Annotated in this window: 12 protein-coding genes; 8 read left to right on the forward strand and 4 right to left on the reverse strand. The window is 69.1% G+C overall.

Annotation, left to right across the window (positions count from 1 at the left end; all coding sequences use genetic code 11):
• Positions 1 to 21: 21 nt before the first annotated feature.
• Positions 22 to 732, reverse strand: coding sequence for a CmcI family methyltransferase (locus tag ABL312_RS14045; RefSeq protein WP_349361417.1), 711 nt, complete (start codon positions 730 to 732; stop codon positions 22 to 24).
• A 179-nt stretch (positions 733 to 911) separates the two neighbouring features.
• On the opposite strand from ABL312_RS14045, the gene ABL312_RS14050 reads away from it, so the two are divergent.
• A complete protein-coding gene (locus tag ABL312_RS14050; RefSeq protein WP_349358026.1) occupies positions 912 to 2,039 on the forward strand; it encodes a DegT/DnrJ/EryC1/StrS family aminotransferase in 1,128 nt (375 codons plus the stop codon).
• 238 nt (positions 2,040 to 2,277) lie between these two features.
• On the opposite strand, the gene ABL312_RS14055 is transcribed toward ABL312_RS14050, so the two are convergent.
• Positions 2,278 to 2,487 (reverse strand): tautomerase family protein, encoded by a 210-nt coding sequence (locus tag ABL312_RS14055; protein ID WP_349358027.1) that lies wholly within the window; start codon positions 2,485 to 2,487, stop codon positions 2,278 to 2,280.
• A gap of 533 nt (positions 2,488 to 3,020) precedes the next feature.
• Here ABL312_RS14055 and ABL312_RS14060 point away from each other — a divergent pair.
• The 7 genes from ABL312_RS14060 to ABL312_RS14090 all read left to right on the forward strand — a co-directional run bounded on the left by ABL312_RS14060 (position 3,021) and on the right by ABL312_RS14090 (position 11,559).
• Positions 3,021 to 4,382, forward strand: a complete 1,362-nt coding sequence (locus tag ABL312_RS14060; RefSeq protein WP_349358028.1) for an amidohydrolase family protein — start codon at positions 3,021 to 3,023, stop codon at positions 4,380 to 4,382.
• Complete coding sequence (locus ABL312_RS14065; RefSeq protein WP_349358030.1) at positions 4,379 to 5,392, forward strand: GTP-binding protein; 1,014 nt, start codon at positions 4,379 to 4,381, stop codon at positions 5,390 to 5,392. Before ABL312_RS14060 ends, ABL312_RS14065 begins: the two co-directional genes overlap by 4 nt.
• Complete coding sequence (locus tag ABL312_RS14070; protein WP_349358031.1) at positions 5,389 to 7,395, forward strand: NAD(P)-binding protein; 2,007 nt, start codon at positions 5,389 to 5,391, stop codon at positions 7,393 to 7,395. Before ABL312_RS14065 ends, ABL312_RS14070 begins: the two co-directional genes overlap by 4 nt.
• A gap of 232 nt (positions 7,396 to 7,627) precedes the next feature.
• Positions 7,628 to 8,599 carry a tripartite tricarboxylate transporter substrate binding protein gene (locus ABL312_RS14075; RefSeq protein WP_349358032.1) on the forward strand — a complete coding sequence of 324 codons (972 nt, stop codon included), beginning with the start codon at positions 7,628 to 7,630 and terminating at the stop codon, positions 8,597 to 8,599.
• A gap of 143 nt (positions 8,600 to 8,742) precedes the next feature.
• Positions 8,743 to 9,210, forward strand: a complete 468-nt coding sequence (locus ABL312_RS14080) for a tripartite tricarboxylate transporter TctB family protein (RefSeq protein ID WP_349358033.1) — start codon at positions 8,743 to 8,745, stop codon at positions 9,208 to 9,210.
• A 15-nt stretch (positions 9,211 to 9,225) separates the two neighbouring features.
• The gene (locus ABL312_RS14085; RefSeq protein ID WP_349358034.1) at positions 9,226 to 10,746 is read left to right on the forward strand and encodes a tripartite tricarboxylate transporter permease; all 1,521 of its coding nucleotides are present in this window, start codon (positions 9,226 to 9,228) and stop codon (positions 10,744 to 10,746) included.
• A 12-nt stretch (positions 10,747 to 10,758) separates the two neighbouring features.
• Positions 10,759 to 11,559, forward strand: coding sequence for an aspartate/glutamate racemase family protein (locus ABL312_RS14090; protein WP_349358035.1), 801 nt, complete (start codon positions 10,759 to 10,761; stop codon positions 11,557 to 11,559).
• Positions 11,560 to 11,605: 46 nt separating this feature from the next.
• Here ABL312_RS14090 and ABL312_RS14095 read toward each other — a convergent pair whose 3' ends face one another.
• Both ABL312_RS14095 and ABL312_RS14100 read right to left on the reverse strand, forming a co-directional pair.
• On the reverse strand, positions 11,606 to 12,970 hold the full coding sequence (locus ABL312_RS14095; protein ID WP_349358036.1) for a sigma-54 dependent transcriptional regulator: 1,365 nt from the start codon (positions 12,968 to 12,970) through the stop codon (positions 11,606 to 11,608).
• Positions 12,963 to 14,483, reverse strand: a complete 1,521-nt coding sequence (locus ABL312_RS14100; protein ID WP_349358037.1) for a HAMP domain-containing sensor histidine kinase — start codon at positions 14,481 to 14,483, stop codon at positions 12,963 to 12,965. The genes ABL312_RS14095 and ABL312_RS14100 overlap by 8 nt, the downstream gene beginning before the upstream one ends.
• Between the last annotated feature and the right edge of the window lie 95 nt (positions 14,484 to 14,578).

Below are 14,578 nucleotides of genomic sequence, written 5' to 3' on the forward strand. Positions count from 1 at the left end.
GGGCCGGCACCTTGCGGCATGTCAGGTCCTGACGATGTATCCGCCCGGCGACGACGACAGCACGAGCTTGCCGTTGATCTCGGCGTCGACCTCGAAGGCGTCGGTTTCCTGCAGGAAGAGATTGAGCGCGGCAAGCGGCTCGTCGCCCTTGTACCAGATCTTGGAGCGCTTCTTCGGCGCCTTGTCGGCGTCCAGATGGCCGACGGCGGTATCGGCGACCACCATGTAGCAGCCCTTGGTCACCAGCGGCGCATAGGCGCGCAACTCCGCAAGCACATGGTCGCGCGAATGGTCGGAATCCAGCACCACCATGACCGACGCGCCCTCGGGAATGCGTGCCCGCACCTCCGCCAGCGTCTCGTCGGAGACCGAGGAGCCCTCGATCAGGTCGATCCGGCGCGACATCGGGTGGGTCTCGATGGTGTCGCGATTGTGGGCGCGGATGTCGATGTCGACGCCGATCACCTTGCCCTTGCCGATGATCTCCAGCAGCGAGGCCATGAAGATGACCGATCCGCCCCGCGCCACGCCCGTCTCGATGATCACGTCGGGCCGGGTCTTCCAGACGACTTCCTGCGTGGCCATCACATCCGCCGGGAACTGGATGATCGGCACGCCCAGCCAGCTCCACAGATAGGAATAGTCGTAGCGGTCGAGGTCGACCATCATGTCGAGGCTGCGCCCGAACACCTCCGCGTCCTGCCCGAGCGCCAGGCTCTGGCGCCGCTTCATGTCCTCGAATTCCGCGCGATCGTCTGCCACGTGATGCATCCCTTCTCGAATCCCGCGCGACCATAACGCCCAACCCCGCCGTCGCCAAGCGGCGGACGACCGTCCGTCGACAGGTCGTTGGCGATTGCGCATCCGCACCGTGCATGGCACACGGAGACATCCAGCCAGGAGGTGTTCCGGTGTCGTCCGACGTCATTCCCGTTGCCGGTCCGTCCATCACGGATCTCGAGGTCGCCTATGCCGCCGACGCGGCGCGCAATGCGTGGTTCGAGAACCACGCGATGTACAACACGCGCTTCGAAACGCTCTTCGCCGAAACGGTCGGCGTGAAGCATGCGGTCTCGCTGCCGCATTGCACGGCCGCCATCCATCTGGCGCTCGCCGCCCGTGGCATCGGGCCCGGCGACGAGGTGATCGTGCCCGACGTCACCTGGATCGCCTCGGTCGCGCCCGTCGATTATGTCGGCGCCACGCCGGTCTTCGTGGATATTCTGGAGGACACCTGGTGCCTCGATCCGGCGCAGGTCGAGGCGGCGATCACGGAGAAGACGAAGGCGATCATCGGGGTCGATCTCTACGGCTCCGTGGTCGACTGGCCCGCCTTGCGCGCGCTGGCCGACCGGCACGGCCTGTTCCTGCTGGAGGATTCGGCCGAGGCGCTCGGCTCCCGACTGAACGGCCGCCCCGCCGGCAGCCATGGCGATGTCGGCGTCTTCTCGTTTCACGGATCCAAGACGGTCGTCACCGGCGAAGGCGGCATGCTCGTCACCAGCGACGCGGACATTCTGGCGCGCGTCCTGAAGCTGCGCGACCACGGCCGGCCGCCGGGGGACCGCTTCTTTCTCAACGACGAGGTCGGCTTCAAATACAAGATGAGCGCCCTGCAGGCCGCCGTGGGGCTTGCTCAGATGGAGCGCTTCGACACGCTGATCGCCGAGAAGCGGCGGATCTTCCGCCAGTACGCGGACCGGCTTTCCGACGTCGCCGGACTGCGGCTCAACGCCGAGCCGGCGGGCGTGACGAATTCCTACTGGATGGTCACCATCGTGCCGGACGCCGCCTTCGGCCTGGACAAATTCGCGATCATGGCGGCGCTGAAGGAGAAGGGCATCGATTCGCGCCCCTTCTTCTCGCGGCTGTCCACCCTGCCGCCCTACGCGAAGCGACGCGACAGCCTGCGCCACCTGCCGGCCGAGACCGTCGGCGACGCGATGGCGGCGCGCGGCGTCAACCTGCCCTCGGGCTATCACATGAGCGAGGACAGGATCGACCGGGTGTGCGCGGAGGTTCGCCGGATCTTCGCCTGAGCGGCGGCCCGCGACCTCAAAAGATGAGCGGCGGCCCGCGACCTCAAAGCCTGCGCTGCGGCCTCTTTCGGCTGCAACGCGCCGACGCGCTTCGCCCGCTTGCGCATGCGCCGGACGGAGCATCGGCGCGCCGTCGCGCGCGCGCATGTCTCCACATGAGGGGAGCCCGCCCCGACCCGAGGCGCGGGGAAGCAGGTCGGCCGCAGCTTCGTGCGGCCGGGCCTGAGGGAAGGGAAACTCAGCCGTCGTCCACCGGCGGCTTGCGCACGAAGGTCTTGCCGGCCGAGCCCCAGTTTCCTTCCGGATAGTCCTGGATCATCACGCGGGTGATGGCGCGCTGGCGCTCGCCCCCCACCCGCACGATCGCCTCGGTCAGCTCTCCGATCAGCGTGTCCTTCTGCTCGCGCGAATAGACCCCTTCCGGAATTGCAACGGTCACGATGGGCATCGCGGTGTCCTCCCTTGATGATGGTACGAACCACGCCGCATGCGGCGCCGGCCCCCTCCCGGGACCGGCACGAAGACTGCGACCGCCTCGCATAACTGTCAACACTTTTGGGTGAATTTGACGGGAGTCGCGCTGCGTCTGCGGCGACCGGGATCCAGGCACAGACAATCGCCCCCGGCCTTCCGGACGGCCCACCCCGCCTGACCCGACGATCCGCCCGCAGGCTGATCGAAGAAATACAGGCTATTTTTCAGAAACATCCGTCCGCTCACAACGCGTCAAACGGTGATTTCCCGCCATCCCTTTTCGTCAAACCCCTGATCGCACCGTAGCCGGCTGCAAGCCACAGGGGCGCAGAGCCCCTTGACGAAGGGGCAAAAGTGTCAACACAATTTCGGACATTGCGGCACCGGACGGCGCGCGCCGCCACAAGAGCCGACCTGGAGCACCCTGAACAGCCCGAAACCCGCAGAGACGCCCCCAGACACCCTGCCCCCAGTCACCCTGCCCCCAGACAGCAAAGAGACGCCCGCATGATCCTCGACCTGCTTCTGCGCGATGCCCGCCTGGTTCTCCCCGATGTCGGCGTGATGCCGGGGGCGGTCGGGATCAGGGACGGGCGCATCGCGGCCATTCTCGCCCCCGACGCGACGCTGCCGGCCGAGCGGACCATCGACTGCGACGGCCTGCTGCTGATGCCGGGGCTGGTCGATCCGCACGTGCATTTCGGCTACGGATCGCCAGAGACGGATTACGAGACGGAGGCGCGCTCCGCCGCCCTTGGCGGCGTGACCAGCGTGCTCTCCTTTCACCGCACGGCCGACCCGCGCGAGACCCTGCCGGGCGAACGCGATCTCGCGGTCCGGCAAAGCTGCATCGACATCGGCTTCCACATCGGCCTCACCCATCGCCTGCATGTGGAAACGCTTGCCGAGGTCGCCGGGCGCTTCGGCATCAACTCCGCCAAGCTCTACCTCCAGTACAAGGGCCAGGCCGGTCTTTCGAAGGGCTTCACCGAGATCGACGACGGGCTGCTCTATCAGGCGATGCTGGAAACCCGGGGAGTGCCGGGCGGCGTGCTCGGCGTGCATTGCGAGAACGTCGAGGTGATCCCGGCCCTGCGCGATCCGCTGAGGCGCGCCGGCCGCGCCGATCTCGCGGCCTGGGACGAGCAGAGCCCGGATTTCCTGGAGGCGGAGAACGTCCACCGCGTGGGCTATTTCGCGCAGAAAACCGGCTGCCCGGTCAATATCGTCCACCTGTCGAGCCGCGAGGCGCTGGAGGAAGCCCGCCGGCATCGCCGCCGCTCCCGCGTGCCCCTGACGGTCGAAACCTGCCCGCATTACCTGGCGCTGACCCGCGACGCGGCGGCCGGGCCGCTTGCCAAGGTCAACCCGCCGGTCCGCTCCCAGGGCGATATCGACGCGCTGTGGGAGGGCGTTCTCGACGGCACGGTGACGACCATCGGCACCGACCACGTGCCGCGCAAGCGCGAGACCAAGCGCGAGATCTGGTCGGCGACCATGGGCCTGCCCGGCGTTGCCACCCTGCTGCCGGTGCTGCTGCACGAGGGGTACCACGCGCGTGGCGTGCCGCTTGAACGCATCGCGGCGCTGACATCGGCCAATGCGGCAAGGCTCTACGGTCTTGCGTCGAAGGGCCAGATCGCCATCGGCCGCGACGCGGATCTCGTGCTGGTCGACCCAGATCTGGAGCGCACCGTCGACCCGGCGGCGCTGGAAAGCTTCGCCGACTATTCGCCCTTCGAGGGCATGACCCTGAAGGGCTGGCCGGTGATGACGCTCTTGCGCGGCCGCGTGATCGCACGCGATGGCGCGATCCCGCCGGACGTGCGCGAAAAACCCTCCGGCCGCTATCTGGCGCGCGGCGCATGAGCGCGCCGATCCCGCTCTTCTTGCTGACCGGCTTTCTGGGCAGCGGCAAGTCGACGCTGCTGTCGCGGCTGATCCGGCACCCGGGATTTGCCGATACCGCCGTCATCGTCAACGAGTTCGGCGAGGTCGGGCTCGACCACGCGCTGGTGAGCGAAGGCGACGAGGGCAACACGGTGCTCCTGGACTCGGGCTGTATCTGCTGCACGCTGACCACCTCGCTGGAGGACACGCTCGAAGAGCTCTATTACAAGGCCGAACGCGGCGAGATCCCGCGCTTTTCCCGCATCGTCGTCGAGACGACCGGCCTCGCCGACCCCGCCCCCATCGCCACCGCGCTCGCCGGCGGCACCTTCGTGGCCCGCTTCGTGCGGCTGGCGGCGATCCTCACCACGCTCGACGCGGTGCACGGCGCCGCCCAGCTTGCCGACTTCGACGAGGCGCGGATGCAGGTGGCGCTGGCCGACCGGGTGATCGTGACCAAGAGCGACATCGCGTCGAACGACGCGCTGAGGGCGACGCAGGCGGCCGTCGCCGCCCTCAATCCGCGGGCCGGGCGGCTGACCGCCGTCTCCGGCGCAATCGACCCGGCCATCGTCCTGACGGCCGGCGCGGCCGGTCCCGGATTGCCAGCCGCGATGCCAGCGCCGGCCTGCGATCACGAGCATTACGGGCATGCGCATGACCACGCCTCCGCGCATCCCCACACCCACGGCTATGTGACCTGCGCCGTGCGGCTGTCCTGCCCCGTGACCTGGCCGGGCTATGCCGCCTTCGTCGCGCATCTGCGCACGGCCTTCGGCGACAGCCTGCTGCGGGTGAAAGGGCTCGTCACCTTCGAGGACGGGCGCATCCACGCGGTGCAGGGCGTGCGGCTTCTGTTCGACACGCCCCGCCCCGTGACGTGGCCGGTGGAGGCGGAGATCGCCGACACGCTGGTGCTGATCGCGCGCGACGCGGACCGCACGGCCCTGGCCGCCAGCGTCGCGCTGTTGTCGGGAGAGGAACCATGAGCGCAACAGCATCGCCCGGGGCCGGGTCCGCCTATCCGGGGCTGCAAAGCCCGTTTCGCCTGGCCGGGCGAACCCTGCGCAACCGGCTCGTCCACGCGTCCATGACGACGCGGATGCAGAAAGGCGGGCGGATCACCGACGCGCTGATCCGCTACACGGCGAACCGCGCCCAAGGCGGGGCCGCGATGATCGTCTCCGAGCCGCTCGCCATGCTGTCCTCGCAGGCGGATCAGCCCAAGGTTCAGGTCCGCGATCCGGCCAATGCCGACGCCTTCCGCCGGTGGGTCGAGGCGGTTGCCGCGCATGACGGCCTGCTGCTGGCCCAGCTTCAGCACCCTGGGCGCGGACGCCATGTGCGCGGACGCACGCGCGCGGCCATCGGCCCCTCGGTCCTGCCCGACGATCTGAGCTGGACGGTCCCGCACGCCCTGACGGAAGCGGAAATCGGCGCGATGATCGCGGAGTTCGCCGAAAGCGCGGCGCGGCTGCAATCCTTCGGCATGGCCGGCGTGGAAATCTCCGCCGGCCACGGGCATCTGTTCCATCAGTTCCTGTCGCCCCATGCCAACCGGCGCACGGACGGTTTCGGGGGCAGCCTGGAGGGGCGCACGCGTCTTCTGCGCGATCTGCTGGCGGCGCTGCGCGCGGCCTGCGGGCCCAGTTTCATCCTCGGATTGAAGCTGCCGGGCGACGACGGCGTGGCGGGCAGCGTCGGCCCTGACGCGGCGGCGGCGATCGCGACCCGGCTCTGCGCGACCGGGAACGCCGATTACGTGTCCTTCACGCAAGGGTCGCATGCCCGCTCCCTCGAGATGCACATTCCCGACCGCTACGGCCCGCCGCTGCCCTATCGCGACCTCCACCGCAGGCTGCATAAGGCCTGTGGCGACGTGCCGACCATGATCCTCGGCCGCATCACCGATCCGGCGGAGGCCGAGGGCGTGCTCGCCGCCGGCGAGGCGGATCTGGTGGGCGTCGGCCGGGCGCTGCTCGCCGATCCCGCATGGCTCGACAAGGCGGCGGACGGGCGCAGCGACGAGATCCGCTACTGCCTGTCCTGCAACACCTGCTGGGGCTACGGCACGCTCTTTCAGGGGCCGCTGCGCTGCGTGAACAATCCGCGCGTCGCCGCGCCCGACGAGACCGATTTCAAACCCGCCCCCGCCGCGCGGCGCAAACGCGTGGTCGTGGTCGGCGCCGGGATCGCAGGCATGGAAGCCGCCTGGCTGGCGGCCGCGCGCGGGCACGACGTCACCGTGCTCGGCAGCGGGACGGAGGTCGGCGGCAAGGCCCGCCTGCGCGCCCGCCTGCCCGGCGGCGAGACGATCACCAGCGTCTACGACTATCAGCATGCGGCGGCCCTGCGCGCGGGCGCAAGGATCGAGCTTGGCGCGACCGCCGGCCTCGACGACGTGCTGGCGCATGCCCCCGACGCGGTGGTGCTGGCCACCGGCGCCACGCCCATTCCCCCGGACTGGATCCCGCCGGCGGTCCGCGCCGAGGGTCTGGTGCCCGACCTGCACGCCGCGATGGACGAGGTGCTGCGTCTGTCCGAACGCCAGCCGGGCACCGCCGTGATCCACGACATGGACCAGTCCGACGGCGTTTATGCGGCGGCCGAACATCTGGCCGGGATCTTCGAGCGGGTCGTGCTGATCACGCCGCGCGATTCCATTGCCTCGGAGCTGTGGATCGTCGCCCGCCAGGGCATCCTGCGCCGCCTCGCGCAGGAATCGGTCGAGATCGTCACGCTCGCCGATCCTGTGTGGAGCGAGGCGCTCGAGGCGGGGCGGCTCGAGTATGCGAATGTCTACTCCGGCAAGCGCGGCGCGGTCGAGGATCTGGCCTTTCTCGCCTATGCGAGCCCGCGAGCCCCCGACGACGCGCTGGCAGCGCCCCTGATCGCCGCCGGCCTGGAGGTGCACCGGGTGGGCGATGCCCGCGCGCCCGCGGACCTGATGACCGCCACGGCCGAAGGACACGCGACCGGCGCGGCGCTTTAGGCAAGGTCCGCGCCCGACCGGATGCCACATTGCGCCATCGGCCGCAAAAGTGTCGACACATTTTCGAAGAATGTCACTGAAGACCGCTCAAACGCCTGATTTTCTCGAAAATTTCGCATTCGTCATTCGAATTACGCAATTCTGTTGACTCTACTGTCGACACTTTGCGATGGTCGGTCGTGCCGGACGTTTCGTCGTCCGACCCGTTGCACCGCATTTGGGAGGAGGATGCATGCGCAACCTGATCAAGAGCGTCGCCATCGCGGCCGCACTGTTTTCGCTCGCGCCGGCGTCGGTGGGCGCTTTTCCGCAGGACGACAAGCCGATCACTGTGATCGTGCCGTTCTCGCCCGGCGGCACCACGGATGTCAGCGCCCGCCTGCTGGCGGAGTTTCTGGAACCCGAACTCGGCGTGCCCTTCGAGGTTGTCAATCGCCCCGGCGCCACCACGCAGATCGGCAGCACGGCGCTTGCCCGGGCGGAGCCGGACGGCCACACGCTGTCGCTCGCCTCGCTGCCCTCGCTGGTCATGACCTATGTCGACGAGGCCCGTCAGGCGCCCTACGACCGGTCGAGCTTCACCCCGATCGCCCATTACATTTCCGGCGCGAACCTTCTCGCGGTTCAGGCCGACAGTCCCTTCCAGACCGTCAACGACCTGGTGGATGCGGCGCGGGAAAACCCGCGCACGATCCGCATGGGCACCGTCGGCCTGATGAGCAACGGGCACCTGCCCGGCATCGCGCTGGAAGACGCCACGGGCGTTCAGTTCGCCTTCGTGCATTTCGACGGCGCCGCGCCCCTCGTCACGGCGCTTCTCGCGGGCGATGTCGATGTCGCGATCAACGGCACGCAGACGACGATCCCGCACATCGAGGCCGGCAAGATGCGCGCCATCGGCTTCTTCGGCGAGAAACGCACGGCCTTCCTGCCCGATCTGCCGACGCTGAACGATCAGGGCATCGACGTCGCCGCGCCGTCGTCCTTCGCGGTGATCGGCCCCGCCGGCATGGAGGCCGATGCGGTCGCGACCCTGTCGGGCGCCATCGAGACCGTCATCGCCAAGCCGGAGTTTCAGGCGCGCTTGACCGCGCTCGCGCTGGAATCGAACTACATGGCCGCCGACACGCTCGACGACTATTGGGCCGCCTTCGAGGCGCGCCAGGCGCGGCTGATCGAGCTGGCCCGCAGCGCCCAGCAGTAACGTCTCCTCCGCCGGGATCCCGAGACGGGATTCCGGCGCCGGGAGCACGGCCCCGACCTTCTCGACCACATTCCGAGCCCGTCTCGAGCACAGCCTTGAGCTTCACACCCGGCTCGAACCACGGACACATGGGGAGACGGCCAATGCGCAGAGTGCATGGCGCCTATACGATCGCGGCCCTGGCGCTCCTGCTGGTGGCCGGCGTGATCGCCCAGCAGGCCGCGAGCATGCAGTTCTACTCGTTCCTCGGTCCCGGCGCGGGGTTCTTCCCCGCCATTCTGGCGGGCATTCTGGCGCTCCTGTCGCTGGGGCTGCTCTTTCAGGCGGTCGCGCGGCCCGACACCTTGCCGGACGTCGCCTTCGCGCGGGAGCCTTGGGCCTATGCGCGGATCGCCACCGTGCTGGTGGCCCTGCTGGCCATTGCCGTCTTCATCGAGGACATCGGCTTTCGCCCCGCGATGGTGTTGTTCTTCCTGGTGATGTTCGCCGTCCTGGGCCGGCACCGGCTGCTGTTGAGCGCCGGCCTCGCGCTCGTCCTCGCCTTCGCCTATCACGCCTTCTTCAAGGGCCTGCTGAACGTTCCCCTGCCGGGCGGCGTGCTCGGCCTGTAACGGACCCTTTCGACCATGACGGAAAACTTCGGGCTGCTCCTCGACGGGTTCGGCAACGCCCTGCGGCTGGAAAACCTGCTCTTCGCCTTTGCCGGGTGTTTTCTCGGCACCCTCGTCGGCATGCTGCCCGGGCTCGGTCCCTCGGCCGCCATCGCGATCCTGCTGCCGATCACCGCGGCGATGGACCCCACCGCCGCCATCGTGATGCTCGCGGCGATCTACTACGGCTGCCAGTACGGCGACACGATCACCGCCGTGCTGTTCAACACGCCGGGCACCGGCGGCGCCGCGATGACCGCCGTCGAGGGGCACATGATGGCGAGGCAGGGGCGCGCCGGCACGGCGCTGGCGATCGCCGCCGTCGCCTCCTTCGTGGGCGGCACGGTCACCGTCGGCGTGCTCGCCATGATCGCCCTGCCGCTGACCTCGCTCGCCCTCAGCTTCGGCCCGCCGGAGTTCTTCGCGCTGATCGTGCTCAGCCTCGTGCTCGTCGTCACCCTCGGCAGCTCTTCGGTGCTGCGCGGGCTGATCACCACGGTCTTCGGGCTGCTGCTGGCGATGGTGGGCACCGATCCGGTGATGGGTCTGCCGCGGTTGACCTTCGGGCAGATGCATCTGCTCGACGGCATCGCCTTCATTCCCGCGATCATCGGCCTGTTCGGCGTCGGCGAAATCCTCAAGAACCTGGAAGACCCCTCGACCAGCTTCGGCAAGACGGCGGTCAGCAAGCTGCGGGTCACGCGGGAGGACGCCCGCCGCTCCGCGCCGGCAATGGCGCGTGGCACGATCATGGGTTTCCTGATCGGCATCATTCCGGGGATGGGAACGATCCCGGCCGCCTTCATGTCCTATGTCACCGAAAAGCGCCTGTCGCGCACGCCGGAGAAATTCGGCACCGGCATGATCGAGGGCGTCGCAGGGCCGGAAAGCGCCAACAACGCCGCCGCCAACGGCGCATTGCTGCCGCTTCTGACCCTCGGCATCCCGGGCTCCGGCGTCGTCGCGATCCTGATAGGCGCGCTCCTGATGAACGGTATCGTGCCAGGCCCCATGATGTTCCAGGAGCAAAGCGATCTCGTGTGGACGCTGATCGCCTCCATGTATGTCGGCAACGTCATCCTGCTGGTGCTCAATCTGCCCTTCATCCCGATGTGGGTGTCGATCCTGCGCATCCCCTACAGCTTCCTCTTTCCGGTCATTCTGGGGTTCACGGTCGTCGGCGCCTACAGCCTCGCCAACAGCCAGTTCGACCTCGGCCTTCTGGCGGTGTTCGGCCTGATCGGCTACGTCATGCGCAAGCTCGACTTCCCGCTGGTGCCGATCATCATGACGCTGATCCTCGGTCCGATGATGGAGGGCGGGCTGCGCCGGTCGCTGGAGATGTCGCAGGGCGACTTCGCGATCTTTCTCGACCGGCCCATCGCCGCCGGGTTTCTGGCGCTCGCCCTCGTCTTTCTGCTGATGCCGCTCCTCTCCGGGCTGCGGCGGCGCCTGCGCCGGTCCGCGACGGCGGCGCCGGCCGGCGAACCGGACTGAGCGGGGGGCGTCATGCGGATCTGGTACCAGAGCCTTGGCCGGCTCGACGCCTGGGGCGGCTATCCGGCGCATCTGGAGGCGATGCTCGCGCGCGCGAAAGCGCCGGCGACGGAGATCGTTCTCAAGGGCACGCAGCGCGGCATCGCGGAGTATCACGCGACACTGGCGCATGAGTCCAAGGGCGATGTGCTGGCCAACCTGCGCCGCGCGGTGGCGGAAAAGGCCAACGCCTTCGTGATCGGCAATTTCTTCGATATCGGCCTGGAGGAAGCCCGCGAGATCGCGCCCTTTCCCGTGCTTGGGCTCGGCGAGACGAGCATTGCGCTCAGCCACATGATGGGCCAGTCCTACGGCCTCATCTGTCCCAACGCCAAATATGCCGCCCGGCTGGACCGCGCCCTGCGCGCCGCGCGGCTCGACGCCCGGCTGGCCGGCATCGCCGTCCTCGACACGCCCCGGCTGACCGCGCTGGGCGCGGCCTTCGACGACGCGCGGGCCCGCGCCGAACTCCTGGACGCCATCGAGCACGCCGTTGCCCGCGATCTCGGCGCGGCCGAGGTGGTGATCCCGGCCGGCGGGGTCGTGATGGCGCTGATGGACAAGGCCGGCCTGACCCGCTTCGACAGCGGCGCGGTGGTGCTCAACGGCATCGCCGGGCTGATCCTGATGGCGCAGACCGCCGTCCAGCTTGCGGGACTGCACGGCGGCACGCTCACCAGCCGGCATCTGTCGCACGCCCGCCCGGACGAAGGAGAGCGCGCCCGCATCGCCGAACTCTACGGCCCCGACGTCTTTCCACACTGGGACGACTGACGCCGCCGCCGATGGGACGATTGAAAACCGCGCGCCCGGCCGGCCCTCAGCCGCGTTCGATCCCGTGCCGGCGCATGCGCTCCCACAGCGTCGTGCGCGATACGCACAGAAGCTCCGCCGCATCCTGCAGCCGCCCGTCGCTCGCCTCCAGCGCCCGCACGATATGCGCGCGCTCGGCCCGGTCGCGCACCTCGGCCAGCGAGGGGAAGGGGTCGTCCGGATCGCGCGCAGGGTGGGGCGCGCGCGCCGCGCCCCCCGGCGACACGGCGCTTCCCGTCGAGACTTCGGGCAAGAGATCCTGCGGTGCGATCACCGGCCCGCTCGCCAGCGCCACGGCGCGTTCCACCCGGTTGCGCAATTCGCGGATGTTGCCCGGCCAGTCGTGTGCGCGGGCTGCATCGAGGGCCGCCTGCGACACCTCCTTCGCCGTGACCCCCATGCGCGTCGCGGCGCTTGCGGCAAAGGTCTTGAGCAGCGGCGCGATCTCCTCGGGGCGCTCGCGCAAGGGCGGCAGGCGCAGGGTCACCACGTTGATGCGAAACAGCAGGTCCTCGCGAAAGGTGCCGTCGCTCACCGCCTCGGCCAGATCGATGTTGGTGGCGCAGACGATCCGCCCGCGAAACTCCAGATCGCTTGAGCCGCCGAGGCGGCGGAACCTGCGCTCCTGCAGCACCCGCAGCAGCTTGAGTTGCAGGTCGTGCCGCGTCTCGCCGATCTCGTCGAGCAGCAGCGTGCCGTCGGCGACGCTTTCCATGACGCCGATGCGCCGGTCGTGCGCGCCGGTAAACGCGCCGCGCTCATGGCCGAACAGGGTGGAATCCGCCAGTTCGGAGGAAATCTGCCCGCAGTTGACGGCTTCGAACGGCCGCTCTCCGCCTGAGCCCGCGGCATGCAGATACCGCGCCGCGACCTCCTTGCCCGTGCCCGTCTCGCCGATCAGCAGGACCGGCAGGTCGACCCCGGCGAGCCGGTCCAGCGTGCCGCGCAGCGCCTGGGTCGCCGGCGACAGGCCGAGCGTCGCGAAAGGCCCCTCGCCGAGCGGAGCGTCGGCCGGCGTCAGCATGTCCTTGATGCGCGCCACCAGTTCGTCGAGATCGAAGGGCTTGGCGAGATAGTCGCGCGCCCCGGCCCGCACCAGGTCCACCGCCTGATCGAGACTGCCATAGGCGGTCATGAAGATGGTCGGCACCGAGCCGTGCTGCGCGATGATCTCGGCGAGCAGATCCGCGCCCGACCCGTCGGGCAGGCGGATGTCGGACAACACGAAGCTCGGCGCGCGTTTCGCCAGCATGTCGCGGGCGCCGGCAAGCGTCGTCGCGTGCTCGACGGAAAACCCGTCCAGCACCAGCCGCTGGCGCAGGGAGGGGCCGAGGATCTCGTCGTCCTCCACGAGCAGGATCATGTCAGGCATTGTCCGTCTCGCTCTCCTGCGCGGGGATGGTGATGGTGATCGCCGTGCCCTTGTCGGATTTCGTGGAGATCGCGATCCGCCCCGCGACATCGTCGATGAGCTGATGCACCAGCCAAAGCCCTAGGCGGCGCGACTGGGGCCCCTTCGCGCGGCCCTCGCCGGTGAGCACGGAGAAGGCCTCGTCGGGCAGTCCGGGGCCGCCGTCGGTGACGCGCAGGATGAGCGTGGCCTCGGCGACGCGCGCCTCGAAGCCGACGCTCCCGCCCTGCGGCGTCGCCTCGGTGGCGTTGAGCAACAGGTTGAGCGCGATCTGGCGCACCGCATCGGCATTGGTGGCGAAAGGTGTTGCGAGCCCGTTGGAAAACTCCAGCGCGATGCGCTTGGCGCGCACCTTCGGATTGATCAGCGTCTTGAGGTCGTCCAGATCGGCGGGCAGCAGATCGCGCTTGCCCTCCGGCGGGCGGTAGGTCGACAGCATGCTGGCCGCGACACGGTCGATGCTCTGCAGGCCGCGCTCGATCAGCGCGATGGTTTCCTCGCGCACCTCGTCGTTGTCGCCGTAGCGGCGCAGGGTGGAGGCGGCCGCGCTCATGCCGGCGACCGGGTTGCGCACCTCATGCGCCAGCCCCGCCGCGAGCTTGGCGAGCATCGCCTCGCGCGCCCGTTCCCCTTCCGCGCGCGCCAGCGCGGATGCGCGCGCATCCACCTCCGCCCGGCTCTTCAGGGCCGCATGCAGCCGCCCGATTTCCGTGTGCGGCCCCGCCGCGTCGCCGATCGCCTCCAGGTCGTGATCGGGATCGGCCAGCGCCCGCGTCAGCGTGTCGATCGGCTTCAGGCTGTGGCGCGACACGAAGAAGGTGATCAGCGCCGCCAGCACGGAGAGCGAGATGTCGATGGCGATCGCCGCCCGCTGCAATTGCGCGTGCCGGGCGAACTCATGCTCCAGATCGAAGGCCGCGCCGAGCCGCAGCGGCGCGCCGTTGCGCGGCGGATAAGCCTGCACGACGAGCAGCTTGGATCGCTCCTCGACGACCCGCACGGCCGTTTCGCCGACGGCAAGGTCGGCATTGGCCGCAAGCCAGTCCGTCAGCGCGGCCTCGGTTTCGCGCAAGGTGGTGTCCTGTTCGTCGGGATAGGACGAGGTGATCACGATCTCGCCCCCGGCGGCACAGCAGGCGGCCACCGCCTCGTTGCGCAGGGCGGGCTTGAAGCGTGCCGCCGCCGACAGAAGCGCCTCCATCTCCGCCACCGCGCCGCCTTGCGCCACAACCGGTTCGACGACCCCGGCGAGCGTGTCGAGAAAGGCACTGGCGACATCGATGCGCACGAAGACGTCGCGCTTTTCGAGCTCGCGCAGACCGAGGGTCGTGAGGACGACGGCGAGCACCAGCACAAGGGCCGCCATCATCACCGGCAACCGCCAGACCAGCGGCCAATCGTGCGGACGTCGCCACCGCGAGGCCGGACCGGCGGGGCGATCCGCCGACCCGCCCGGCATTCCTTTCGACGTCATCGCGGCTTTCCAATCCCTGTGCTCACGGCAGCATATCCAACGCTTGGCGCTCAAAGGCGGACGGGGGATGGCCGATGGCCATCCCCCGCGCGTCG

It is taken from the genome of Stappia sp. (assembly GCF_040110915.1).
GTDB lineage: Bacteria > Pseudomonadota > Alphaproteobacteria > Rhizobiales > Stappiaceae > Stappia.

Excerpts from the sequence above, each read along its gene's own strand:
- ABL312_RS14045 (WP_349361417.1), bottom strand. The coding sequence starts at position 732 with ATGAAGCGGCGCCAGAGCCTGGCGCTCGGGCAGGACGCGGAGGTGTTC.
- ABL312_RS14055 (WP_349358027.1), bottom strand. The coding sequence starts at position 2,487 with ATGCCCATCGTGACCGTTGCAATTCCGGAAGGGGTCTATTCGCGCGAG.
- ABL312_RS14060 (WP_349358028.1), top strand. The coding sequence starts at position 3,021 with ATGATCCTCGACCTGCTTCTGCGCGATGCCCGCCTGGTTCTCCCCGAT.
- ABL312_RS14065 (WP_349358030.1), top strand. The coding sequence starts at position 4,379 with ATGAGCGCGCCGATCCCGCTCTTCTTGCTGACCGGCTTTCTGGGCAGC.
- ABL312_RS14070 (WP_349358031.1), top strand. The coding sequence starts at position 5,389 with ATGAGCGCAACAGCATCGCCCGGGGCCGGGTCCGCCTATCCGGGGCTG.
- ABL312_RS14075 (WP_349358032.1), top strand. The coding sequence starts at position 7,628 with ATGCGCAACCTGATCAAGAGCGTCGCCATCGCGGCCGCACTGTTTTCG.
- ABL312_RS14080 (WP_349358033.1), top strand. The coding sequence starts at position 8,743 with ATGCGCAGAGTGCATGGCGCCTATACGATCGCGGCCCTGGCGCTCCTG.
- ABL312_RS14085 (WP_349358034.1), top strand. The coding sequence starts at position 9,226 with ATGACGGAAAACTTCGGGCTGCTCCTCGACGGGTTCGGCAACGCCCTG.
- ABL312_RS14090 (WP_349358035.1), top strand. The coding sequence starts at position 10,759 with ATGCGGATCTGGTACCAGAGCCTTGGCCGGCTCGACGCCTGGGGCGGC.
- ABL312_RS14095 (WP_349358036.1), bottom strand. The coding sequence starts at position 12,970 with ATGCCTGACATGATCCTGCTCGTGGAGGACGACGAGATCCTCGGCCCC.
- ABL312_RS14100 (WP_349358037.1), bottom strand. The coding sequence starts at position 14,483 with ATGACGTCGAAAGGAATGCCGGGCGGGTCGGCGGATCGCCCCGCCGGT.